Source organism: Bradyrhizobium sp. TM233, assembly GCF_036247965.1.
GTDB lineage: Bacteria > Pseudomonadota > Alphaproteobacteria > Rhizobiales > Xanthobacteraceae > Bradyrhizobium > Bradyrhizobium ottawaense.
Genome location: NZ_BTIG01000003.1, coordinates 406176 through 429684 on the forward strand (window position 1 = coordinate 406176; position 23509 = coordinate 429684).

28 protein-coding genes and 1 tRNA gene are annotated in these 23509 nt (G+C 63.2%); 14 read left to right on the forward strand and 15 right to left on the reverse strand.

The features are described from left to right. Positions 1–32: 32 nt before the first annotated feature. The gene (locus AABA86_RS09060; RefSeq protein WP_338306497.1) at positions 33–1034 is read right to left on the reverse strand and encodes a hypothetical protein; all 1002 of its coding nucleotides are present in this window, start codon (positions 1032–1034) and stop codon (positions 33–35) included. Positions 1035–1140: 106 nt separating this feature from the next. Then, positions 1141–2229, reverse strand: a complete 1089-nt coding sequence (recA, locus tag AABA86_RS09065; protein WP_063195387.1) for a recombinase RecA — start codon at positions 2227–2229, stop codon at positions 1141–1143. A gap of 223 nt (positions 2230–2452) precedes the next feature. On the opposite strand from recA, the gene AABA86_RS09070 reads away from it, so the two are divergent. Next, a complete protein-coding gene (locus AABA86_RS09070) occupies positions 2453–3499 on the forward strand; it encodes a hypothetical protein (protein WP_338306498.1) in 1047 nt (348 codons plus the stop codon). A gap of 28 nt (positions 3500–3527) precedes the next feature. Here the strand turns inward: AABA86_RS09070 and AABA86_RS09075 are convergent, their stop codons facing one another. Further along, a complete protein-coding gene (locus tag AABA86_RS09075; protein WP_338306499.1) occupies positions 3528–4361 on the reverse strand; it encodes a hypothetical protein in 834 nt (277 codons plus the stop codon). Positions 4362–4619: 258 nt separating this feature from the next. On the opposite strand from AABA86_RS09075, the gene AABA86_RS09080 reads away from it, so the two are divergent. Next, a tRNA-OTHER gene (locus AABA86_RS09080) sits at positions 4620–4691 on the forward strand. A 161-nt stretch (positions 4692–4852) separates the two neighbouring features. Beyond that, the gene (locus AABA86_RS09085) at positions 4853–5743 is read left to right on the forward strand and encodes a transposase (RefSeq protein ID WP_338306500.1); all 891 of its coding nucleotides are present in this window, start codon (positions 4853–4855) and stop codon (positions 5741–5743) included. Between the two features lie 89 nt (positions 5744–5832). Here AABA86_RS09085 and AABA86_RS09090 read toward each other — a convergent pair whose 3' ends face one another. Then, positions 5833–5979: a hypothetical protein gene (locus AABA86_RS09090; RefSeq protein ID WP_338306501.1), complete on the reverse strand. Its 147-nt coding sequence runs from the start codon at positions 5977–5979 to the stop codon at positions 5833–5835. A gap of 39 nt (positions 5980–6018) precedes the next feature. Beyond that, a complete protein-coding gene (locus tag AABA86_RS09095) occupies positions 6019–6528 on the reverse strand; it encodes a hypothetical protein (RefSeq protein ID WP_338306502.1) in 510 nt (169 codons plus the stop codon). A gap of 429 nt (positions 6529–6957) precedes the next feature. Here AABA86_RS09095 and AABA86_RS09100 point away from each other — a divergent pair, with 429 nt between their 5' ends. Beyond that, positions 6958–7161, forward strand: a complete 204-nt coding sequence (locus tag AABA86_RS09100; RefSeq protein ID WP_212252825.1) for a hypothetical protein — start codon at positions 6958–6960, stop codon at positions 7159–7161. Positions 7162–7316: 155 nt separating this feature from the next. After that, positions 7317–7484: a hypothetical protein gene (locus tag AABA86_RS09105; protein ID WP_338306503.1), complete on the forward strand. Its 168-nt coding sequence runs from the start codon at positions 7317–7319 to the stop codon at positions 7482–7484. 672 nt (positions 7485–8156) lie between these two features. Here AABA86_RS09105 and AABA86_RS09110 read toward each other — a convergent pair. Further along, positions 8157–8414: a DUF2798 domain-containing protein gene (locus AABA86_RS09110; protein ID WP_338306504.1), complete on the reverse strand. Its 258-nt coding sequence runs from the start codon at positions 8412–8414 to the stop codon at positions 8157–8159. A gap of 323 nt (positions 8415–8737) precedes the next feature. Here AABA86_RS09110 and AABA86_RS09115 point away from each other — a divergent pair, with 323 nt between their 5' ends. Next, entirely contained in the window at positions 8738–8935 is a 198-nt protein-coding gene (locus AABA86_RS09115; RefSeq protein ID WP_212252831.1) for a hypothetical protein, read from the forward strand. 168 nt (positions 8936–9103) lie between these two features. Beyond that, positions 9104–9337: a DUF6894 family protein gene (locus AABA86_RS09120; protein WP_212252833.1), complete on the forward strand. Its 234-nt coding sequence runs from the start codon at positions 9104–9106 to the stop codon at positions 9335–9337. A gap of 82 nt (positions 9338–9419) precedes the next feature. Here the strand turns inward: AABA86_RS09120 and AABA86_RS09125 are convergent, their stop codons facing one another. Next, entirely contained in the window at positions 9420–9674 is a 255-nt protein-coding gene (locus tag AABA86_RS09125; RefSeq protein WP_338306505.1) for a hypothetical protein, read from the reverse strand. A gap of 127 nt (positions 9675–9801) precedes the next feature. Then, positions 9802–10098, reverse strand: coding sequence for a hypothetical protein (locus AABA86_RS09130; RefSeq protein ID WP_091965475.1), 297 nt, complete (start codon positions 10096–10098; stop codon positions 9802–9804). 365 nt (positions 10099–10463) lie between these two features. Here AABA86_RS09130 and AABA86_RS09135 point away from each other — a divergent pair, with 365 nt between their 5' ends. Then, positions 10464–10928, forward strand: coding sequence for a PaaI family thioesterase (locus tag AABA86_RS09135; RefSeq protein ID WP_338306506.1), 465 nt, complete (start codon positions 10464–10466; stop codon positions 10926–10928). 133 nt (positions 10929–11061) lie between these two features. On the opposite strand, the gene AABA86_RS09140 is transcribed toward AABA86_RS09135, so the two are convergent. Continuing rightward, entirely contained in the window at positions 11062–11355 is a 294-nt protein-coding gene (locus AABA86_RS09140; RefSeq protein ID WP_026201704.1) for an HdeA family protein, read from the reverse strand. Positions 11356–11536: 181 nt separating this feature from the next. On the opposite strand from AABA86_RS09140, the gene AABA86_RS09145 reads away from it, so the two are divergent. Continuing rightward, complete coding sequence (locus AABA86_RS09145) at positions 11537–11779, forward strand: PilZ domain-containing protein (protein ID WP_338306507.1); 243 nt, start codon at positions 11537–11539, stop codon at positions 11777–11779. Positions 11780–11823: 44 nt separating this feature from the next. Here the strand turns inward: AABA86_RS09145 and AABA86_RS09150 are convergent, their stop codons facing one another. After that, positions 11824–13860, reverse strand: coding sequence for a pyrroloquinoline quinone-dependent dehydrogenase (locus AABA86_RS09150; protein WP_338306508.1), 2037 nt, complete (start codon positions 13858–13860; stop codon positions 11824–11826). 13 nt (positions 13861–13873) lie between these two features. After that, positions 13874–14098 (reverse strand): hypothetical protein, encoded by a 225-nt coding sequence (locus AABA86_RS09155; RefSeq protein WP_212252841.1) that lies wholly within the window; start codon positions 14096–14098, stop codon positions 13874–13876. 164 nt (positions 14099–14262) lie between these two features. On the opposite strand from AABA86_RS09155, the gene AABA86_RS09160 reads away from it, so the two are divergent. Together AABA86_RS09160 and AABA86_RS09165 are read left to right on the forward strand one after the other, a co-directional pair. Beyond that, positions 14263–14667: a hypothetical protein gene (locus AABA86_RS09160; protein WP_212252843.1), complete on the forward strand. Its 405-nt coding sequence runs from the start codon at positions 14263–14265 to the stop codon at positions 14665–14667. Between the two features lie 99 nt (positions 14668–14766). After that, a complete protein-coding gene (locus AABA86_RS09165; RefSeq protein WP_338306509.1) occupies positions 14767–15102 on the forward strand; it encodes a hypothetical protein in 336 nt (111 codons plus the stop codon). 78 nt (positions 15103–15180) lie between these two features. On the opposite strand, the gene AABA86_RS09170 is transcribed toward AABA86_RS09165, so the two are convergent. The 4 genes from AABA86_RS09170 to AABA86_RS09185 all read right to left on the reverse strand — a co-directional run bounded on the left by AABA86_RS09170 (position 15181) and on the right by AABA86_RS09185 (position 20192). Further along, positions 15181–15537 (reverse strand): carboxymuconolactone decarboxylase family protein, encoded by a 357-nt coding sequence (locus AABA86_RS09170; protein WP_212252847.1) that lies wholly within the window; start codon positions 15535–15537, stop codon positions 15181–15183. 10 nt (positions 15538–15547) lie between these two features. Further along, positions 15548–18772, reverse strand: coding sequence for an efflux RND transporter permease subunit (locus AABA86_RS09175; protein ID WP_338306510.1), 3225 nt, complete (start codon positions 18770–18772; stop codon positions 15548–15550). Next, complete coding sequence (locus AABA86_RS09180; RefSeq protein ID WP_445083460.1) at positions 18769–19779, reverse strand: efflux RND transporter periplasmic adaptor subunit; 1011 nt, start codon at positions 19777–19779, stop codon at positions 18769–18771. Before AABA86_RS09180 ends, AABA86_RS09175 begins: the two co-directional genes overlap by 4 nt. A 113-nt stretch (positions 19780–19892) precedes the next feature. Beyond that, positions 19893–20192, reverse strand: coding sequence for an ArsR/SmtB family transcription factor (locus AABA86_RS09185; RefSeq protein WP_246550997.1), 300 nt, complete (start codon positions 20190–20192; stop codon positions 19893–19895). A 115-nt stretch (positions 20193–20307) separates the two neighbouring features. Here AABA86_RS09185 and AABA86_RS09190 point away from each other — a divergent pair, with 115 nt between their 5' ends. The 3 genes from AABA86_RS09190 (at position 20308) to ccoG (ending at position 23371) form a co-directional block, all read left to right on the forward strand. Next, positions 20308–21594 (forward strand): NAD(P)/FAD-dependent oxidoreductase, encoded by a 1287-nt coding sequence (locus AABA86_RS09190; protein WP_338306512.1) that lies wholly within the window; start codon positions 20308–20310, stop codon positions 21592–21594. Between the two features lie 94 nt (positions 21595–21688). Continuing rightward, a complete protein-coding gene (locus tag AABA86_RS09195) occupies positions 21689–21892 on the forward strand; it encodes a YgaP family membrane protein (RefSeq protein ID WP_106951808.1) in 204 nt (67 codons plus the stop codon). 39 nt (positions 21893–21931) lie between these two features. Next, positions 21932–23371: a cytochrome c oxidase accessory protein CcoG gene (gene ccoG, locus AABA86_RS09200; protein ID WP_338306513.1), complete on the forward strand. Its 1440-nt coding sequence runs from the start codon at positions 21932–21934 to the stop codon at positions 23369–23371. Positions 23372–23509 lie beyond the last annotated feature (138 nt).

Sequence of the window (23509 nt, forward strand, 5' to 3'; positions counted from 1 at the left end):
CGCGCGCCTTTGCCTACCCTACGGCTGCTGACTTAAGGCGCAATCAACAATCGACTCTCGCGATCCCAACGCCATAGCTGCTCATTGGTCAGCAGCGTACCGCCCAACCAGCGCCGAATCGGATTGTGACGGCGAAAATCCTCCCGACCTTCCAGAACCGTTTTGCCAAACTCCGTCAGCGACAGCCGGCTCCGGCGAAAGGCGGCGTTGCGACCGCGCGCGTTGTCCGGATCGAGTGTCGCCAGCTTGCCGTCCAGACCCGCAACCGCTGGCGCAGGGCCGAATGCGAGCCCTTCGAGCAGCGCGCCCAATTCCCACTGATCGAACACGCGTGTTCCCAGCGCGCCCGGCTGAAACAGCTCATCGGTGCGACTGCGTCCGCTTGCGATGAGTTCGAGAAGCCGCGTCTCGGTCGCCCCCAGTCCCGTCGCTGGCGACGGCAGTTCTGCGAGCAGGTCTTCCATGGCCGGCTTCAGGAAAGACAGCTTGCCGAGCGGCCTGTCGAGCAGCCCGGCGCAAAGCTCGGGCGTCGGCGCGCGATAGGCCTCCCACGCGAGGGTCGCGCTTTCAAGATCGATTTCCGCGATATCGAACTGCTTCACGTCACGATGGCGAAGCTCTGAGGGATCTGCTCCGCGCAGATCGAAATCGACGAGTCGTAGTCTCAGACTCTCAGTAAGTGACGGCTCGAAACGCAGGTAATCGAGGATCCAGATCAGCTGCAATTGACTGTTAGGTTCGGGGTCGAACCACAGTTCAATGAGATCGACCCCGTAATTCTTGCAGACCCAGAGCAGGGCACCGGCTCGATCCTGGCGCCTGATGAGGGGCGACTGACGCACGGGGACGCAATCCGACCAGTGCATTTGGTCGACCCACGTCCTGGACTCCCGCCAGCCGAGATAGCGGATGAGGTGGTCAGCCGTCGGAAGTGGCCCCGAAACAAAGCGATAGATGAACGGGATGACCATGTCAGCGCGATCGGCATAGGTGAGACCGGCGCCGGACGAACTGGTCAGAATCATCCGTTTCATCGTCGGCGCACCCCACCCTTACGCAAAACGAAACGGGCACTGACGACGTCGGCAACTCAACGTCTTCAGCGCCCGCTCCTCGCGAAAACTCTCTTCGCGTTAGGTCTTACTCCTCCGCCGGCTCCTCGCCGTCGGCGTCGCGCTCCGGCGTGCCGGCGAGAATCTGCTCGGCGATCAGGCCGGAGTTCTGGCGGATCGAGGTCTCGATCTTGGCGGTGATGTCGGGATTGGCCTTCAGGAACGCTTTCGAGTTCTCGCGGCCCTGGCCGAGACGCTGGCTGTCATAGGAGAACCAGGCGCCTGATTTCTCGACGATGCCGGCCTTGACGCCGAGATCGAGGATCTCGCCCATCTTGGAAACGCCCTCGCCGTACATGATGTCGAACTCGACCTGCTTGAAGGGCGGCGCCAGCTTGTTCTTGACGACCTTGACGCGGGTGGTGTTGCCGACCACTTCGTCGCGCTCCTTGATCGCGCCGATGCGGCGGATGTCGAGGCGGACGGAGGCATAGAATTTCAGCGCGTTGCCGCCGGTGGTGGTTTCCGGCGAGCCGTACATCACACCGATCTTCATGCGGATCTGGTTGATGAAGATCACCATGGTGTTGGACTTGTTGATGGAGGCCGTCAGCTTGCGCAGCGCCTGGCTCATCAGACGGGCCTGCAGGCCCGGCAGCGCATCGCCCATCTCGCCCTCGAGCTCGGCCTTCGGCACCAGCGCCGCGACCGAATCGACCACCAGAACGTCCACCGCACCCGAGCGCACCAGCGTGTCGCAGATTTCCAGCGCCTGCTCGCCGGTGTCGGGCTGCGAGATCAGGAGCTCGTCGATATTGACGCCCAGCTTCCTCGCATAGACCGGATCGAGCGCGTGCTCGGCGTCGATGAAGGCGCAGATGCCGCCCTTCTTCTGCGCTTCCGCCACCGTATGCAGCGCCAGCGTGGTCTTGCCCGAGGATTCCGGCCCGTAGATTTCCACGACGCGCCCCTTCGGCAGGCCGCCGATGCCGAGCGCAATGTCGAGCCCGAGCGACCCGGAGGACACCGCCTCGACATCCATCGATCGATCGTTCTTGCCGAGCTTCATCACCGAGCCCTTGCCGAACTGGCGCTCGATCTGGGAGAGCGCGGCGGCCAGAGCTTTACTCTTGTCCATGGAAGATCCTTCGACGATACGCAGGGCAGTGGCGGACATTGGGTCGTGCTCCTTATGGCGAGGATTCGCTAGGGGGACAAACGATTGGCGAGGCGGCTCGGCGATAAAACCAATGTACCCCATTTGTTCTAGGTTCGCAATATGTTCTTTTTGCCTGCGCTGGTACTGTCCGTATTCGACCCCGCGCGTCCTAAGTTGAATCCGGCAGTGTCCTACTTTCCGACAGTGGACTGGTTCCATCAGGAGGGTAGCGAGAAGCGATGTGCGCTGGCATGTTGCGGCCCGCATGCCATCGAGAATCAGAAACTTCCTCGTCGTTGCCGGCGGTGTGGCGCTGTTGTGGTTGCTACAGCCCTTTTGGGTTCGGAATTTCGAAGCCGCTTTAGAGTCGCGAGGCTGGGACAAGCTCTTAGACAGAGCTTTGGCTGGCTTTCCGGAATGGTTCTCCGGAATGGTTAGTCAAAGCTCGGCATTTTGGGGCGGCGCTCTTCTAATGCTCCTTTTTTGGGGCGGCATTGAAGTCGCCAGTGCCGCTCTGCGGCGGCGGAAAGAAAAGTCGGCGTCTCCGGGAGATAATCCGCCACCGGGCGAACCGGTGCCGAAGGAGAGTAACCCTGCCCGGATCACCAACAGCATGCGCTCGTACTTCCGTGAAGAAGAAGTACCTATCGCTTCGCTACTTGGCCGGGACGATCCAGTAATCCAAGACAAGGTCTTTACGGATTGCTTGATATACGGCCCTGCCGTGACCCACTTTCAAGCTTGCCAAATCACGCACAGTGCGATGCAGGTTGCTGCGTCAGGGAACATAGATGCGCACTTCATGCTAGCGCCTCAGGACTACCTTGTCGGACCGGTGCTGTTCCTTAGATGCAAATTCGACAGGTGCAAATTTCGCAACATATCGATAGTTGGAACAGCGCAATATATTGCAGTGATGCGGCGCCATTTCGAAGCTGGAGGATTTCCAGCTTACAGCGGAGAGCATGAGGCTGGGCTGAACATGGCCGCATTCAGCGGCGGTAACGAACGACGGGCGCGAACGTTTCAATATGCGAAGTACTGGCGTCTACTCGGTGACGCCATCAATATAGAGCTTGCAAAAGCTTCAATGCGTGCGCCGCCTCCCTCCGAGACAGAATACAACCGCATTCGCACAGAGTGGAAGATACGATTTCTTCCTCAGATCGCGCGTGCTGAGGAAGAAATGCGGGAGGTTGGAGTTAGCAACCTTCCCCAGCTCGACGATCTCGCAGCATGGCGGGACAAGCTTCTTTCCGAAGCGAAATCGGCGGAGAGACCATCATAAGGCGAGCCGCCTTAGTTGGCGGCCTCTTTCATTTCGTATAATCCTCGCGCGGCGGGAGCCCATGAGACTTGCGATATTCGGCGTCTCCGGGCGGAGGGGGCAGCTGCGCCGGCTTTGCGTCCTTATAGATCATCTTGAAGATGCTAGACGCCGTATCAAGCCATAGTTTTCGTTGTTCCTCCGGCCACACGTTCCCGGCCGGAGGAAGCTCCTTGAGCAGTCCCTGAACGAAGGGGTGGAACCCGGGAGGTTCATCGCCCCCGCTGCCATTGTCACGCTTCTTTTCTTCGGCTGGCTTCTCATTCGCCGCTTCATCGCGTGCAGCGATCCCCGGCTTCACGAAGCGGCCTGATGACGCGTCTATAAAACCGGCATACTGCGCCGACTTCATGAAGGTCTGGCGTGCGCGCTCCTTTTGCTTGGGCGAGACGCCGAACTGCTCCACCTGACGTTCAATGGCCGGGGGAGGCGGCAACGCATGACCCTTGAACTGCTCATACATCGCGGCGAATAGTTCAACGTTGAGAAATGCGGTAACGCGTGCAAATCGCTCCTTCCCCGAGTTGGTGAGCGCATCGCGACCAAGTTGGGTCAACGTTGCTCGCCCCTCGCCTCGATCTATCAAGCCGAACATGCGAGCTGCACCGAGCCGCGTTCGGAACGTCCCACCGCTTGCAGATTGTCCCATCCAAGCGGCTAGTTCCTCAGTCTCACATGAAGAGCCCGCCTTGTCGTGGATGGTTTGGGCCACCTCTAGGGCGCTCTCCAAGTCTGCGTAAGGGAATTCGATCTCGGAACGGAATCGCTTCTTTTCCTCCGCCTTCTGAGCGGCGGCAGAACCCGCATTGTCGTTGTCCGCCATAAGTCTCTCCTGACTGTTTTAAGTCTCGCCGTATACAAGAGACCACAACGCAGAAGCTGTGTCAAACTTTTTCGTGTTACAGCCGTTGACGCTGACAAGAATTCCCGTATACTTCTTGTCAATGGAGGCAAGCATGACAACAGGGCCAGAGCCCCAGCGTAATCCCGACCGGCGCTGAGGCTATGACACACAGGTGGGGCCACCACCCCCGCTCTCTCACAAGGACGGTGGTGGCCCCTTAATCGGCTCTACTTGGGTGCCCCGTAGTCTAACGGTAGGACGCTCGCTGTTACACGCGGAGAGGTCCGGGTCCGAATCCCGGCGGGGCTGCCGAGATCGAAACAAGCGGGACCGCCGTGGTTGCAGCCTCAGCGATCCCTAGTCACCCACCCGAGATTGCGCCCCGGGCCAGCGACCAAACTAGAATATACGCTTTGCAGAGCGGCTTTTCTAGAGTCCCCGGGGCCAATCCTACAGAGGATTGCGCCCTCATGAACGTTCTTTCCCGCGACCAACAGATCCAAATCATTGCCTGCCTGACCGAAGGCCAGAGCATCCGCGCCACTGAGCGCATCACCGGCATTCACCGCGACACCATTATGCGCCTTGGCGAGCGCGTCGGGCGCGGTTGTGCCGAGTTGCACGACCGCATGATGGTCGGCATCCGCACCGGCCGCTTGGAACTGGACGAGATTTGGGGCTACGTCGGCAAGAAGCAAAAGAAGGTGCAGCGCCACGAGATCAGCCACAAGGGCGACCAGTACACGTTCATTGCGCTGGCCTCCTCCGCTAAGGCCATCGTTTCCTACCGCACCGGCAAGCGCGACAGCGAGAATACGGATCTGTTCGTGCAGGACCTTCGCCAGCGGGTGCTTGGTGCGCCCGAGATCAGCACTGACGGCTTCCTGCCATATCAGAACGCAATCCGTGACGCTTTCCGTGGCCGGGCTTCGCATGGTGTCATCGTAAAGACCTACAGCGTAACGAACCTGGCTGTAAAAGACGCCGCGCGCCGCTACAGCCCGGCCGAAGTAATCTCCGTGGAGCGCGACGTAGTAAGCGGCGTACCGTCCCACATCTCGACCAGCTACGTGGAGCGCCAGAACCTCACCTTGCGAATGACGCAGCGTCGGTTCGCCCGCCTCACCAACGGCTTCTCAAAGAAGCTCACCAACCACGCTGCGGCGGTCAGCCTGTACGTCGCGCACTACAATCTCTGCCGCGTCCATGAAGCTCTGCGGACCACGCCAGCGGTCGCGTTGGGCATTGCGGATCGGGTCTGGACGATTGGGGACCTGATTGACGCTGTGCTGCCGCTGGGGCCGAACAAGCCGGTTCGGGTAACTCGCAACTTCCGGGTAATCGATGGGGGCCGAACATAGAATTGCAGGTACCTGCAATTAATTGCACTCAACAAAAAACCCGCCGTTGATGGCGGGTTTTCGTTTTAGAAAGCTAAAAGAAGAAGCCGTTAGGCGGCACGTTTCAATGCTTGTGCCTGCTCATTCGACGCGAACCAAGAGATGCGCTTGAAGTTGCCAAAGCCAACCTTCTTGATGGCTTCAACAAAAGCGCCCTCTAGGGCGGCCCTAAATTCAGCGTTCTCATATGGGTTCATGATCGTCTCCACGGGCTCACTTGTGCTCATATAATGCATTCACTGCTTTTTTGTTACGTATAGCCATGCACCTTTCACCTCTACGGTGTCAAATAACGGAATATTTAGTAAAGGCTCGGTGAGGGCTTGAAAGAACGTTCTATCCGCCGGGCTCCTAAGATGGAACTTTATATGGGGAGCTTTCCTAACGGCATGACTTAGCGCAAGAATTCCGCCAAAAAGGCCAGTGAGCGCTTTCCCGTAGGAATCCACGCCAAGGTCCTCAAAGTCGAAACGAGGCGCGAAAGTCATGTTCCTGACGCGGAGTACATATCCATCGTATCCAGGTAACATGGTATGGTTTGCTTCGCAGATCACCCAGCACTCGGCACCAACGTGGAACCCGTAAACCTCGGCCTTGGGATGCCCAACATCCGCCAGCGGCGCCAGAACTCCGATTGTGGCGGTTGCAAACTCGTCAAAGTCCTGTCCATAGCCATCGCACTGCTTTTTCCAAGCATCGAGCACGGCCTGCCAAGACCCGTCTTGCGCTGATAATTGCTTCAACATAGGAACAACTGTGGCGGGAATCGATGCCGCACGCTAGCTAAGCGAGCCACCAAAATCTAGCTTTACGAAAGTAGGTGTCCTAATTCCCCTCTGCGGGTGTCCTAATTAGGACAGCACCGCCTGCGCTAGGGATTCTCGAACAGGGACGAACCGGCTTTTATCGGATAACGGAGATCGGACGCGCCGCCTTGGAAGCCGAACTCGACCGCGAATGAGGCCCTCTTGGTCGGCGGCCTCTTTTCATTCCCGCCGCTTGCCCGCCGGCGATTCTCTCTACTTCCGCCTCCCCAATTCGCCTTGTGCGCACAACTGAACAGACGCCGATCCGTGAACCGGCCTTAATCGTTCGTCACCGCACAACCGTGGCCACAATCGGTGACGAGAACACCGATTGTGCTCCCGCCTTCCTCGCACGGAAAGGAGCGCGCCATGCTCAAGAGACGACGTTTCAAGCAGCAGTTGACCCTTCAAGATCGGCTGTCCGCATGGGTGAAGCAGGTCCAGGAACAGGCCTTGAGGCTTCCGCCCGGGCCCGAGCGGGACGCCCTGCTCAAGAAGGCTCGCCAGGCCGACGTCGCCAATCACCTGCTGCACGACTGGGCCATATCCTCCGGGCTGCAACCGCCGAAATAGCAGGGCTGCCGCAACCTCTTTCCCGGGCCGGAGCTGACGCGTATCAAAGACGCCGCCGCCGGGCGCCGTCAGAATTCCGTAATCTTACGGCATCGAACCTTCTCGCGGTCTTGGGCCTTCTCCAGGATGAGACCGCAACTCTGGGGACCTCAGTCATGACGGAAAACACGCAGCGCGACGCGATCAGGCGCAAACCTCTGCTGGAGGCGGCGCATGAGGAGATGATGAAGTTCGAGCGTCAGGAAAACGAGTTCCGCAAGAGGGACCGCGACGAGCGCGCCGCCGAGCTCCAGCTTCCCCTGAACAAGATCGAGATTCACTGAAGGCCGGCGACACGCCGGCGAGGCGGCTGACGGCGCCCCGACGATCTGGCGGCAGAGGTGGCCGCCCGGAGCGGTCGCCAGATCACCCGCAAGGAGTCGGCATCGCAGCTCAGGGCGAGGCGCACGGCCCACAGGGCGGGTCGCGCGCAATGAAGTATCTAAACTCTACTCTTAAGTCACTGAGAAGACATATGAATTTCCATGCCGCCTACTGTGCATGGGGTTGTTTTTCCAATTTTGAGAATGCGGCATGCCTCGTGTCCCTGAACCTGGCAGGGCACGGCTGCCGCCCGCGCGCCGGTCCCTACAGCAGCGCCAGCAGCACGAGGCCGATCACCAGCACCACGAAGCCAGCCGCTGTCGCGGCGGCAAATGACCGCTCTACGTTATCCATGATGCCACCCCGTGGTCGGCGCGCCACGTTTCCCCCATGGCTGCGCCGAACGGTGTGAAATCTTGCCGACGGGTGTGTCCGCAGTTGTGCGAACGGATGTCGAAATTGGGACGGGTGCGGGGCCAGTCTGCGGCCCCGGCGTTGGGCCCGGAAATCTGCCGCCTGTCAGGCTGCCGTAAGCGGGGCCGGCTAGGATGATGAGGCTATGGTGTTGCAGCCCAGCACCTCAGCCTCCAATAACTCTCTGCCCCGCCTGGCTCTCCCCAGGCGGGGCTTTTTCATGCCTGCCGGGCGGTTCGCGGATCCCTCTCCTCCTGCGTCAGGAGCAACGAGAAGGCGCGGATCGCGGGCGCGGCCAGCAGCACGATCGGCAGCATCGCGGCCCATGCGATCAGCCACGACACCATCCAGTGCCCGACGAAGCTCATCGCGCCGCCCGCAGGCAAGCTGGCGATCCCCGCCGCGATCAGCGAGGTCAGTCCGGACTGGATGATGCCGAAGACGAAATGACTGTAGCGGCGGGGAATGCCGAGCATGACGGGCCCACGTTGTTTTTTGCTGTCGTCAGATCAAGCAAGGCACGTGCCGCTTGCATGGGATTCCGCAACCGTGGCCGGAACCGCGCAAGCGCATGCAGCTCAGGAACTCTGTTCATGGTCGGAGAACCACGGGTATGCGACAGCCTCACTGTCTCACGCACGGGCGTCTTTCGAACGCCGGCTTCGGTTGTTTCGGGACACGCGCGCTTTCGAGATATCCCCGAACTATCCGGGGCTTACCGACAGAATTTGCTTGTCTCTGGAATATTACGACGCCCAACATGTTTGCAGTCACGGAGAGTGAATCGTGGGAGGTCACCATGAATCACAGGGGCATCGAGTTCACCGTCGCCAAGACGGCGATCCCTGGAATCTGGCAGTGGCAGTTCCGCATCGGCGAGCAGGTCAAGACCGGCAAGACCGAGACGAAAATCGACCTGTTGGCGATCCGGCGCGTGCAGCTGCGCATCGACCGGGAGCTGAAGCGATCGGCCGGGCGGCCTGAGCCGACCGGATGAAGGTCGGTATCGGATGGCGCCTTGTGGCGCCCGCAGCGCCACGGCTGGCGGTTGCGGCGGAACATCATCCGTAGCCGCCCGGAATTGATCTGACGGTGGTTTGGGATTGGACTGCGCGCGCCCATGGCCCTGGGGGCGAGGCCATCACGCGCGCGATCGGTGCCAGCTATGCCGTTGTATTTCTTTCGAATCCGGAACGGCCGTTATTCGGGCTGCGCGGACCAGGCGACGGAATTCGTCGATCGCGATTCGGCCTGGAAAGAGATGACCAATGTCTGCGCCGACATGACCGCAGGCATTGCCCGCAAGCTCCAGGAAAATTCCGAATGGCACATGGAGCTACTGGACGAGACCAAGGAGCCCGTGTTCCGGATCCGCATCGTTGCCGAAACCCTCGACTAGCAAGACCGCTGGATCAAGCTTTAGGTTGTTGTTTGAGCATGATCTCTTCGGAAAACCGCTTCGCACTTTTCCGGATCATGCTCTAGTCGGCGCTGGGCAGCCGCCGCATGGTGAATTCGATGTCGCCGCCGGGCAGCTCGCGCCAGCTCTCGACAACGCTCATATAGCCGGCCTTGGGGTAGCGCGCGAAGAAGGCCTGCGCCCTTTCCCGCGCCGCCGCGCGCGGCAGCGTGAACGTCTCGCGCAGATAGCCGTCGCGGACCGTTTGGCCCGGCTTGCCGGCGATCCTGCGCCGGCGCGCCATCCGCTCGGCGAGATCCCGCGGACGGTCGGCCATGTCCTCCTCCTCTACGCACTACGCTCGGCCCAATGTAGGGCGTGAGCCGGGTGAAGAGGAGTCCCGTCCGAAAAGCGTTGCACCGCCTCCCGAAAGGAGCTGGGTCAGTTGGCAGCCGTGCCGCTCGTCAGTTGGCGGCCGTGCCGCTCTTGGATTTCTTCGGCGCGCTGGTTGCGGCCGAGGCCTTCGGCGCCGCCGGCTGCTTCGGTGGGTCGGCGCGCATGCCGCCCCAGGGATCGTTGGACGTCTTGGAATCCGGGATCTTCTTCAGCGTTTCCTTGTAGGCCTTGTCACGCTCGGCTTCCGCGGCCTTCTCCTCGGGGGTCTTGCTCGGGGCGTCCTGCAGCAAATTCAGATTGGGCATTTGCGCATAGGCAGGTCCCGCCAGCACGGCCAGCACCGCGGCCAAACGGAAAAGCTTCATCGTCTACTCCTTGATCATCCATACAGGCACGGATCGCCCGCGCCTGGTCATCCTTGTCGCGGCCGGTCGCGACCGCCGGGGCCCGCTAGAGCCGATCTGATTTGCACGATTTCGGCGCATGCAGCCAGTCGTCCCAGATCGGACCGCATTTGGTGCACCCGCTCAGCGCGAGGCCGAGCGCGGCCATGCAAAAGACGAGGACACACCGACGCAACATCGTCCACCCCTACCCAACCGAGCCATCATATCGGCCCAAGTCAGGCATTTTCAAGCCGGCGGGACCGGCGCCAGACCGGGTGACTTTGCCGCGCCGATGCGCGCACAATGGGGCGAAACATCCGGCAACACAGGAGAGCGCGACAGCAATGCAAATGCAGCCAGACGCCGAATTCGGCCTGCCCGACGCCAGACGCATCCTCGGCGAGGTTTTTGCCCCCTGGGTCCAGGATCTCAACCTCGCCGTCGAGCGCCTCGAGCACGCGCAGCCGGCGGATGTGCCCGACTGGCAGCCGGGCGCGCTGCTGCGCATGCCGTTCTCGGAGCGGCTGTGCCGGAACGGCGGCGTGGTCTGTGGGCAGGCCCTGATGGCGCTCGCCGACACCGCGATGGTGATCGCGATCCTGGCTGCCAATCGCGGCTACCGCCCGATGACCACGGTCGACCAGACCACGCATTTCATGCGCGCGGTGTCCTCGTCGGACGTGCTGGCGGACGCCCGCGTGGTGCGGCTCGGGCGCACCATGAGCTTTGGCCGCGTCACGCTGCTCTCGGCCGCCGACAACAAGCCGGTCGCGATGGTGTCGAGCGCGTTCGCGATGCTGCCGGGCTGAGCAGCATCTCAAGAGAAGAGAGCCGCCTGAGCGCAAAGCGCACCGCGACTCTCCATCACGATCTTGTCGAAGCAAGAGACCGAAGCGCGATTGCATCCTCGCTTCGGTCCGCACGCTTCATGACTTGCCGGGATTATTTGCCGAGCACTTCGTCGGCTGCGGTGACGATGCTGGCGGTCGGATTCTTTCCGCAATAGGCACCGAACTTCTTGGCGTTCTCGATGAACACGTCGGTGTCGATGATCGCGTTGTCCTCGTCGCCCTTGTACCAGCCGTCCATCCAGGTCAGCACGACCTGGATATTGTCTTCGCCGCTCTCGAGGAACTGCTTGCAGCTCATGGTCGAGAGGTCCCACTTGACGGCGTGGGCGGGCATCGACGACAGCGAGAACGCGGCGGCGAGCAAAATCGAAAGCGTGGTCTTCATCAGTATCTCCATCGGCGCGTAGCGCCACAAAAGAAAAGCGTGTGAGGAAAGTCGGCGGAGAGACTCTCCGCGTCGACGTCGTAAACGAAGTCTGAAGCGCTGTGCAAGTAGCGCCAGTATTGAGTTTAGTTCAACGTAATTTCTATGCACTATTCACGATCATCATGATGGACCAACGCGGATGATCGAGAAGCGTGCAGCGCAGCGGCACCGTGTTTTCAAGGGTGGAACGATCACCTTTGAAAACAGCGGCATCCCCTGCACCGTGCGAAACATGTCGGCGGGCGGCGCGGCGATCGACCTCGACACCCCCGTCACATTGCCGCAATCGTTCACGCTATCGATCGCGCGCGACGATTTCGTGCGGAATTGTCGCACAGTTTGGCGCAGTGACAAGCGCGTCGGCTTCGCCTTCGTGCAATAGCGCGCTCGATGTGAACGAACGTTCGCATCGCATCCACAACACGATTATGATTGCGTGATACGACGACGGCGACGCCAGCGCAGGCTTGCGATCACGAGCGCGGCGATTGCGATTCCGATCGCCGCGGATGCCCCGAAAAATCGTCCACCGGGACGATCAATGGTGCGCGACCACAATGTCGGCGCCTCGCCCGGCCGCGCCAGGCGGAACGCAACCACGCTGTCGCCGATCGAGGTGCCAGCTTCGGAGTGGCCGCCGGCGCCGATCGCGACATATTGCTCGCCCCTCCACAGATAGGTCATGGGATTGGCGACGCCGGGCACCGGCAGCCGTCCCTGCCACAACTCCTTGCCGCTTCGCGCATCGAAGGCACGCAGATAAGCATCCATCGCGCCGGTGAAGACGAGACCGCCCGCCGTGACCGCCAGTCCGTTGACGAGAGGTGCGCCCCAGGGCAGCGGCGCGCCGAGCGGCGCCAGATCTTCGGTGGTGCCGACCGTCGAGCGCCAGAGGATCTTGCCGGCCTTCAGATCGACCGCAACCATCTCACCCCAGGGCGGCTTGTTGCAGAGCAGACCGAGCGGCGACATCATCACCGCGCGCGACATCGCAAACGGCGCGCCGCGCTGCTGGCCGAAATCATGCCCCGGCGGCGGGTTGTACCCGGCGGCCTCGGCGCGCGGGATCAGCCTGATGAGATGAACGGCGCGCCCGGTGTTGGCATAGAGGATCTGCCGGACCGGATCGAAGGCCGCGCTGCCCCAGTTCACGCCACCGCCGGTGAAGGGAAACTCCAGCGTGCCCCGCACGGAAGGCGGCGTGAACAGACCTTCGTTGCGCGCCTCCGTGAACTGGCGCTCGCAGGACGAGCGGCGCAGCTCCGGCAACGGCGAGAGCGCGTCGTCGGTCGAGATCGTCTGCGACGTCAGCGCCGGCACATGCGTCGGAAACGGCTGCGTCGGCGACAACGTCTCCCCTTCCGCGCCGCCCTGCGGCACCGCGCGTTCTTCCACCGGCCAGACCGGCTTGCCGGTATCGCGGTCGAGCACGAAGACAAAACCCTGCTTGGTCGGCTGGATCACGACGTCGCGCTGGCCGTCAGCCGCATCGAGGCGCGCGAGCGTCGGCTGCGCCGCCAGATCGTAATCCCAGACGTCGTGATGCACGGTCTGAAATGCCCATGCGAGCTCGCCGGTCTCGATGCGCAGCGCGACCACCGAATTGGCATGCTCGTTGTTGCCAGGCCGCTTGCCGCCCCAGAAATCCGGCGACGGCGAGGACGTCGGCAGGAACACCAGGCCGCGCGCCGCGTCGACCGACATTGGCGCCCAGACATTGGCGTGCCCGGCTTCGATGCCGTCGCGCTTGAGCGGCTCGAAGCTCCAGCGCGCCCGGCCGCTGCGCGCGTCGAACGCACGTACGACGCCGCTCGGCGCATCGACGCGTCGGTTGTCGGAGATCGAGGAGCCGACCACGACGACACCCCGGCCGACGGCGGGCGGCGAGGTGATCTGGAATTCACCGGGCCATTCCAGGGCAACACCGATATCGAGCTTCACCTCGCCGCCATTGCCGAAACCGGCACAGGGAATTCCCGTCTTCGCGTCCAGCGCGATCAGGCGAACGTCGTTCGTGCCCATGAAGATGCGCGATCGACAGGCGGCATCCGCGGGCACCTCATCGTCGGTCCAGTGGGTGACGCCGCGGCAGACGTAACGATTGGCGGGACGCTGATTGGTCGCGATCTTCGGATCGTAGCGCCATTTCTGCGCGCCCGTGCCGGGATCGAGTGCAATCACCTCGTTGAAGGGCGAGCAGAAGATCAGGCTGTCCTCGACGAACAGCGGCGTTGCCTGGAATTTGGTTCGCCGCATCACCTCCGGCGGGCGCACCGCAAGATCGCCGGTGCGGAATTCGAAGGCCCGAACCAGATTGCCGACATTGTCGGGCGTGATCTGTTGCAGTGGCGAGAAGCGCGAGCCGCCGGCATCGCCGCCCCAACTCTCCCAGGCCGCGCTTGGCCGCACCGCAATCAGCAGCAGCGCAACGAGCCCGATCGGAATTCGCCGGCCGGTCCGCAACGTTTCCCTCGCTCTATTTCGGCTTCTTGGCGGGTTCGCTCGGACGAGCCCCGCCCCACGGGTCGTACTTGTCCTTGGGCTCGGGAATACGCTCGAGCGCAGCCTTGTAGGCTTTCTCGTCGACCTTGGGCTTGTTGTCCGCCGGTTTGGATGCGTCATTGGATGGCCGCCGGCCCTGCGCCTGCGCCGAGGCGACCGTCAGTGCCATGACCGCGGCCGCGATGACCAAAATCCTCATTGGTGCAATCCCCCTCGTCTGGGGTACAAACTTAGCCTGCAATTCCGGAATATGAAATGCCGCGAGCTCCCAGGCTTCCATAAGACTTCAGCAAATCTTGATCGCCGGGGACTTCGCCGGATCGCATTCCTGCCTATCTGTTGGCCCGCAGGGGACCTTCACGGATGTTGCGGATCATTGCTCATGCGGCGCTGCTCGCCGCCGCGCTCGCGCTCGGCGGCTGCGGCATTGCCGACAGCCGCGCGCCAGTGCCGGAATTCATGCGCATGAAGGAAACCGAGCAGCCGCCGCCCGAAGCGCCTCCCGACGTCAAGCGCCTGGTGCGCGAGCAGATCGACGTCGTCTTCCTCGCCACCTCCTATCCGCGCGAGGTGCACGTCGCTTCACCCCATCGGGAGGTGCGCGGGCCGGGCTGGACCGCCTGCGTCCGCGCCCAGCTCACCTCCGCGACCGGGACCTCGCTCGGCGCCCAGACCTACATCGTGACGATATCAGGCGGAAAGGTGGTCGACCGCCGGCGCGCGGAAGCCGACGATATCTGCGGAACGGAGACCTACGAGCCGATCTAGGACCGCAAAGACGGTGGTTCCGGGAAAAACCAGCATTAGAGCCGGGAACGATCGCCGCCTCCCCTTCTTGTTACCGGCAAGGGCAGTTCGGAGGAGGACATGATGAAGACATTTACGATTGCGCTGTTGGCGGGCGTCGGCGCTCTGGCAGCCGTCTCGGGCGCGAAGGCTTCCGATATCTACACGAGCAGCGAGTACACCAATCCGGATCTGGTTCAGCAGGTTCGGCTTGTCTGCGACGACGCCGGCCGCTGCTATCGCACGCGCGGCGGCTCGCGCGTGATCGTGCGCGATTCCTACAATTCCATGCCGCGCGAACGCTACTATGAGCGGCGGACGTATCATCACGACTGGGATGACGGGCCGCGCGGCGGCGTCGGCATTCGCGCGCCCGGCGTCAGCGTCGGCGTCGGCGTGGGCGACGACCGCTGGTAATGACCGCAAGGTAAGGCAAAAGGACCGGACGACGATCGTCGCCCGGTCCTTTTCGTGTCAGGCAGCCGACGGCGCCGCTCAGCCGGAAGCGGTTTGCTGCTGGAACTGCTCGTAGGCCGCGATCGCGTCCGCCGCATACATCAGCGACGGCCCGCCGCCCATATACACGGCCATGCCGAGCGTCTCCTCGATCTCTTCGCGGGTCGCACCGAGCTTGACGAGCGCCTCGGCGTGAAAGCCGATGCAGCCATCGCAATGCGCGGCGACGCCGAGCGCCAGCGCCATCAGCTCCTTGGTCTTCTTGTCCAGCGCGCCGTCCCGCGTGGCGGCCTGGGCGAGTGCGGAAAATCCCTTCATCGTATCGGGAATGTCGCTTCGCAGCTTCTTCAGATTGGCCGAGATGTTCCTGGTGATGTCGACATAGTTCTTGTCCATTGGACCCTCGTTAGCTGGATTTGGCTGTGGTCGGCGCCGCCTCGCGCGGGGCGCGCAAGGCGATATAGATCGCGGGAATCACCAGCACGGTGAGCAGCGTTGATGAGGCAAGCCCGAACAGGAGCGAGATCGCCAATCCCTGAAAGATCGGATCGAGCAGGATGGTCGCGGCCCCGATCATGGCGGCGAGCGCGGTGAGCAGGATCGGCTTGAAGCGGACCGCGCCGGCCTCCAGCACCACCTCGCGAAGCGACTTGCCGTCTGCGCCGCTGTGCCGGATGAAATCGACCAGCAGGATCGAATTGCGCACGATGATGCCGGCCAGCGCGATGAAGCCGATCATCGAGGTCGCGGTGAACGGCGCCCCCAGCAGCCAGTGCCCGATCAGGATGCCGATCAGCGTCAGCGGGATCGGCGTCAGGATGACGAGCGGCAGACGAAAACTCCTGAACTGGGCGACGACCAGCACGTAGATGCCGAGGATGGCTGCACCGAAGGCGGCACCCATGTCGCGGAAGGTCACCCAGGTGATCTCCCATTCGCCGTCCCACAGCAGCGTGGGTCGCGACTCGTCCGCCGGCTGGCCGTGCAGGCTGATCGCGGGCTTCGGGAGCTTGCCCCAATCATGGGCCTCCACACGATCGGCAACCGCGAGCATGCCGTAAAGCGGCGCTTCGAAGCGCCCGGCGAGTTCGGCCATCACCATGTCGGCGAAGCGGCCGTCGCGGCGGAAGATCGTCGGCGAGCCCTCCTCCAGGGTCGCCTTCACGACCTGACCGAGCTCGACCACCGTCTTGCTGCCGGGCAACGTGTTGGCCGGCACTGGCGTCGAGGCCAGAGCCTCGTCCCAGACCAGATCGCGCTTTCCGAGATGCACTGCGATCTCGATCGGGTTGCGGTCCTCGCCGCGATGCGAATAGCCGATCGAGATGCCGCCGAACAGCGCCTGGATGGTGTCGTAGACGTCGCGCTGCTCGACGCCGAAGAACTCGAGCCGGTCTTGGTCGATCGAGAGCCGCAGCCGCGGCCGCTTCTCGCCGATGGAATCGTCGACGTCGACGATGAACGGCACTTCCGCGAACACCTTCTTCAGCTCGGCCGTGACCGCACGGCGCGTGGTCGCATCGGGACCGTAGACCTCGGCGAGCAGCGTCGACAGCACCGGCGGCCCGGGCGGCACCTCGACGACCTTGATGCTGGTGCCGGCGGGCGGGTCGAGCGCCTTCAGCTTCTCGCGCAGCTCGAGCGCGATCTCATGGCTTGCGCGCTTGCGCTCGCCGCGCGCGGTCAGGTTGACCTGTACCTCGCCGAGCTCGGGCCTCTGGCGCAAGTAATAATGCCGCACAAGGCCGTTGAAATTGAAGGGAGCGGGCGTGCCGGCGTAGGATTGCAGCGAGGTGACCTCCGGCAATTGCCGCGCGATCTCGGCCGCGCCGAACAGCGTGCGCTCGGTCGCTTCCAGGCTCGCTCCTTCCGGAAGGTCGACAACCACGGCGATTTCGGACTTGTTGTCGAACGGCAGCAGCTTGACCGTGACCGACTTAGTCGCAAACAGCGTCATCGACAGCAGCGTCGCGATGCCGACGCCGAGCAGGAATATCCAGGCCGACCGTTTGCTCCGCACGATCGGCGTGGCGAAGCGCCGGTAGAGCCGGCCGAGCCGGCCTTCGTCGTGCGCCGCATGCGCGGAGGCAACCTCGCCCTTCGGCGCGAGCTTGAGCATCAGCCAGGGCGCGACCACCATCGCGACGAAGAACGAGAACAGCATGGCCGCCGACGCGTTGGCCGGGATCGGCGCCATATAGGGGCCCATCAGGCCCGACACGAACAGCATCGGCAACAGCGCCGCGACCACGGTCAAGGTCGCCACGATGGTGGGATTGCCGACCTCCGCCACCGCCTCGATGGTCGCCTGCAGGCGCGGCCGGCCGTCGCGCATGCCCCAATGCCGCGCGATGTTCTCGACGACGACGATGGCGTCGTCGACGAGAATGCCGATGGAGAAGATCAGCGCGAACAGGCTGACGCGGTTGATGGTGTAGCCCATCAAATTGGCGGCGAACATCGTGAGCAGGATCGTCGTGGGAATCACGACGAAGGTCACCAGCGCCTCGCGCCAGCCAATCGCGATCGCGATCAGGACGACGATCGAGACGGTCGCGAGGCCCAGGTGGAACAAGAGCTCGTTGGCCTTCTCGTTGGCGGTCTCGCCGTAGTCGCGCGTCACCGTCACCTGGATATCTTCGGGGATCAGGCGCGACTTCAAGCCTTCGAGGCGTTTGGCGATGTTCTCGGAGACTACGACCGCGTTCGCACCGGCCCGCTTGGCCAGCGCCAGGCTGACGGCAGGCGTCCGCGCCCACTGCCCACCGGCCTCGCGCGAATCCGTCCAGACCCGATGCTCGACAGTGCTCGGCCCGACGACGACGGAAGCGACGTCCTTGACATAGACCGGCCGGCCGTCACGGCTCGTGATCAGCAATAGTCCGATGTCGGGAATGCCGGACAGCGTCTGCCCCGCCACGACGCTCCGCACGATGCCGGCATCGCGGACCTGCCCGGCCAGGAACGAGCGGTTGGCGTCCTTCACCTTGGCCACGAGCTGCTGCAGCGTGATCCCGAACAGCGATAGCTTCTCCGGATCGGGCTCGACCCGAATCTGTTGCGCCGCGCCGCCGGAGATGTAGGTCAGGCCGATGTCATCGACCTTCATCAGCTCCGCGCGCAGCTTGTCGGCGAGCTCGTAGATGTCCTTGTCGGTCCAACGGCTGGCGGCTTCCGGCTTCGGCGACAGCGTGAGCACCGTCACCGCGACGTCGTTGATGCCCCGGCCTACGATCAGCGGCTCCGGGATGCCGACGGGAATGCGGTCGAGATTGGCGCGGATCTTCTCGTGCACCCTGAGGATGGCATCCTCGAACTTGGTGCCGACCAGGAACCGCGCGGTGACCATCACGCGGTCGTCCTCGGTCTGGCTATAGACGTGCTCGACGCCGTCGATGCCCTTGACGATCGATTCCAGCGGCTTGCTCACCAGTTCCACCGCGTCGGGCGCGCGCAGGCCGTCGGCATTGACGCGGATGTCCACCATGGGGACGCTGATCTGCGGCTCTTCCTCGCGCGGGATCACCACGACCGCGATCAGCCCCACCACGAGCGCCCCGATCAGGAACAGCGGCGTCAGCGGCGATGCGATGGTCGACCGGGTCAACCGTCCTGACAGACCGAGATTCACGGCCGCACCAATTGGTCACCGGCCTGGATGCCCGAGAGGATCTCGAGCCCGTCGGGGAGCGAAGGCGTCGGCATGTCGCGGCCGCGCTGCACGGGCACGTCGATCGTCTCGTTGCCTTTCCGGAGCTGGACGTAGTCGATTCCGAACCGCGTCGTCACATAGCTGGACGGAATGACGAAGGCCGGCCGCGCGCCGCCGGCGATCCAGACCCGCAAGCGATCGCCGACGAAATATTCGCCGAGCCCCTCGACGGTCGCGTCCGCAATGACGCGCCCCTCCTCGATCTGGGGATAGACGAGGTCGATCACGCCCCGTTTCGAAGCTTCTCCCCCCAGCTCCGCGCCATCGACGCGGACCCTGTCGCCGGCCTTCAAGGAGCGCGCGTGGCGCTCCGGCACGCGCAGCCGCAACTTGAAATTCTGCTCGGCGACCGTCACGATCGGGTCGCCGGCGAGCACGACGGACCCCAGGGTGATCAGCCGCTTCAACACGCGCCCGTCCGCGGGCGCGAGCACCTGTCCCTGGTTGAGCTGCTCGTTGATGACGGCACGCTCCGCAGTCCTGGCGCGCAGGCCGTTGTCGGCGACGTTGAGCGCCGTGCGCTGCTCGTCGAGCTTGACGCGCGGCAGAATACCGCGCTCGACCAGTCCTTCGGTCCGGGTGAAGTCGAGCTGCGCCTGCCTGGCCTGGGCCTGCAGCGCCTCGATCTGCGCATCGAGCGATTTCATCTGCAGGACCAGCTTCTCGTCGCCGATCGCCGCGATGACCTGGCCTGCGGTGACGCGATCGCCTTCCCGCACCTTGAGCTGAACGACGGTCCCGCCGATGCGGCCGCGCGCGGGAACCACGCTGATGCTCTCGACGGTCGCGAAGACGGCCTTCTCGTCGCTGACCGTCTGCTGCGCAACGGTCAGCGTTCCCGCGGCGGCAGCGGACCCCGCCGGTACTCCGATCGCCGCCCACGCGGCCAGAAGCCCCAGGCGCGCCAGATATTGCAAAGGACACATTCGTGTCGTCATCGGTTCATCACACCGCGCCGCGGTGCCCTCTCATTTCATCGACATCGGGCGAAGGCGCGTTGATCTCGCGCAAGGCGCGCCCTCCCGCCCACTCCTAAGCTTCACCTCGTCCTTGCGGACTTCGGCGCGCAAAACACCTGGTAAAGCGTCTTCAGGATCTCGCGGGCCGGCTCGCTGGCGATCGAATAGAAGATCGTCTGCGCATCGCGCCTGGCGGCGACCAGGCCATCCTTGCGAAGGAGCGCAAGATGCTGGGAGACCGTGGAGTCGCGCAGGCTCAGGAACTCGGCCAGCTCGCCGACCGACCGCTCACCGTCGATCAACTGGCAGATGATGAGAAGACGGTGACGGTTCGAGAGCGCCTTGAGCAACTCGCTCGCCTGGTCCGCCGCCCGCTCCATGATCTCGCTATTTATTTTCATACTTGCGTATATACGCAATTGCGAATATATAGTCAAGCGCTGCACGACAACCGGCACAGAACCGGTGAAGCGGCCTGATCCAACGGAGGAACCCATGGCGGAAGTTGTCGTAGTCGGAGCCGGTCTGAGCGGAACGCTGATGGCCTATGAATTACTACCCCAGTTGCGAAAGGAGGACCGCCTCAGCGTCATCTCGCAAGGCGCGGTCTATCATTTCGTGCCTTCGAATCCCTGGGTGGCCGTCGGCTGGCGCAAGCGCGAGGAGATCGAGATCGATCTCGCGGACATCATGAAACGCAAGGGCGTGCGGCTGCTGACGCAGGGCGCAAAGCGCGTCCACCCGGAGGAGAACCGTATCGAGCTCGGCGACGGCACCTCGATCGACTATGATTATCTGGTCGTCGCGACCGGTCCCGAACTTGCCTTCGACGAAATCCCGGGCCTCGGGCCGCAGGGCCATACCCAGTCGATCTGCCACGTCGATCACGCCGCGCATGCCCGCGACGCCTTCGAGCAGCTCGCGGCCAATCCCGGCCCGGTCGTGATCGGCGCCGTTCAGGGCGCCTCCTGCTTCGGCCCGGCCTACGAGTTCCTCTTCATCCTGGAGACCGAACTGCGCCGCCGCAAGCTGCGCGACCGGGTGCCGATGACGTTCGTCACCTCGGAGCCGTATATCGGCCACCTCGGTCTCGACGGCGTCGGGGATACCAAGGGTCTCCTGGAAAGCGAGATGCGGGAGAAGCACATCAAGTGGATCACCAACGCCCGCATCGACAACGTCGCCCCCGGCCTGATGACGGTGGAGGAGTTTTCCGACGACGGCACGTCCCGCAAGGCTCATGAGCTGCCATTCGTCTATTCGATGATGTTGCCCGCCTTTCGCGGCGTCGAGGCGGTGCGCGGCATCGAGAAGCTGACCAATCCGCGCGGCTTCGTCATCGTCGACAAGCACCAACAGAACCCCACCTTCCCCAATGTCTTTGCCGTCGGCGTCTGCGTCGCGATTGCGCCGGTCGGCGCGACACCGGTACCGGTGGGCGTCCCCAAGACCGGCTTCATGATCGAATCCATGGTGACGGCGACCGCGATGAACATCGGCGCCCTGCTCCGCGGCAAGGCGCCGACGGCGCAGCCGACCTGGAACGCGATCTGCCTCGCCGACTTCGGCGATTCCGGCGTCGCCTTCCTCGCGCAGCCGCAGATCCCGCCGCGCAACGTCAATTGGTCCTCCAAGGGCGAATGGGTGCACCTCGCCAAGGTCGCGTTCGAGAAATACTTCCTGCGCAAGATGCGGCGCGGCGAGAGCGAGCCGTTCTACGAGCGCTTCGTTCTCGACAAGCTGAACATCGCCAAGCTCAAGGAGGTCCGAACCGGCACCTGAGCACGACACGCCATTCCGGCGCGATGGATGCGCGCAGCATCCGTCGCCTGGACCGAAACCAACCTGACCTGTTCGAAAGTAGAAGGAGCCTGCCATGAATGTCGATAGAGCCGTCCTCGCCTTTGCGGGGTTCGTCGTCCTGCTCGGTCTCGCACTGGGCACCTATGTGAATGCGTATTGGTACCTGCTGACGGCGTTCGCCGGGCTGAACATGTTGCAGGCCTCGTTCACGGGCTTCTGCCCGGCAGCGATCGTGTTCAGGAAGCTGGGCCTGAGCAGCGGCTGCGCGTTCTCCTGAACACGCGCGGATGCAGCCAGTGATGCGGGGGAATTTGCCATGACCGACGACACCTTCATCGAGGGGCCTCTCTACGAGAAGCGCAGGAAGGTCTATCCGCAATCGGTCCACGGGCCGTTCCGCCGCATCAAATGGGCGATCCTGTGCGTCACGCTCGGGATCTATTATCTCTTGCCGTTCGTGCGCTGGAATCGCGGCCCCGGCTTGCCCGACCAGGCCGTGCTGATCGACTTGCCGCATCGCCGCTTCTATTTCTTCTTCATCGAGCTGTGGCCGCAGGAGGTGTATTACTTCACCGGTCTGCTCATCATCGCGGCGATGGCACTGTTCCTGATGAACGCGGTCGCGGGGCGACTGTGGTGCGGCTATTTGTGCCCGCAGACCGTGTGGACCGACTTGTTCTACGCCGTCGAGCGCTGGGTCGAAGGCGACCGGCGCGAGCGCATGCAGGGCGACAAGCGCTACTGGACGTTCGACCACATCCGAAAGGTGGCGCTGAAGCATTTTCTCTGGATCATGATCGCCTGGTGGACCGGCGGCGCCTGGGTGCTGTATTTCGACGACGCGCCGACGCTGGTGAAGGAGCTCGCCACCTTCCAGGCCCCGTTCATCGCCTATCTCTGGATCGGCATCCTGACCGCGACGACCTACGTCTTCGCCGGCCACGCCCGCGAGCAGATGTGCATCTACATGTGCCCGTGGCCGCGCATCCAGGCAGCCCTGACCGACGAATGGGCGCTCAACGTCACCTATCGCCGCGACCGCGGCGAGCCGCGCATGTCGGTGAAGAAAGCGGAAGCTGCCCGCGCCCATGGCGATTTCGCCGGCGATTGCGTCGACTGCCACCAATGCATCAACGTCTGCCCGACCGGCGTCGACATCCGCCACGGCATCCAGCTCGGCTGCATCCAGTGCGGCCTGTGCATCGACGCCTGCGACAACGTCATGCAAGAGATCGGACGGCCCAAGGGCCTGATCGGCTACGACACCGACATCAACATGCAGCGCCGGCGCGACGGCGAGCCGCCGATCTATCGCATCGTCCGCGCGCGCACGCTGATCTATACCGCAGCCATTGCCATCGTCGGCACCATCATGGTCTACACCCTCGCCACACGCGCGACCATGGACGTCAACGTGCTGCACGAGCGCAATCCGCTGTTCGTTCAGCTCTCGGACGGCGGGGTCCGCAACGATTACACCGTGCGCATTCTCAACAAGGGCGCACAGCGATCGTTTGCGATCGAGGTCTCCGGACTGCCCGGCGCGAGCATTCGGGTTGCCGGCATCGAAGCCGCCCCCGGTGGCAAGCCCGTCGTCGAGGTCGGGCAGGACCAGACCCGCGAGGTCAGGCTGTCGGTGCAGGTCGGGCCCGCCGATCTGCCGAAGAGCTCGCGCGATCTCGAGGTTGCGATCACCGATACCGCCAGCGGCGGACGGGCGAGCGCCCGTGATCACTTCCTGCCCGGCGACAAATAGGGATCTGCGTTGAGCATCCGGCACCGGATGCTCAACGAGACGTTAACATTACCGTTCGAATTGAAGCGGCGCGCCAACGGTATTTTCCAATCTTTGCGCTAAGCATGGCCACGTGACGCGGCCTTTGCCCGCGTGAAC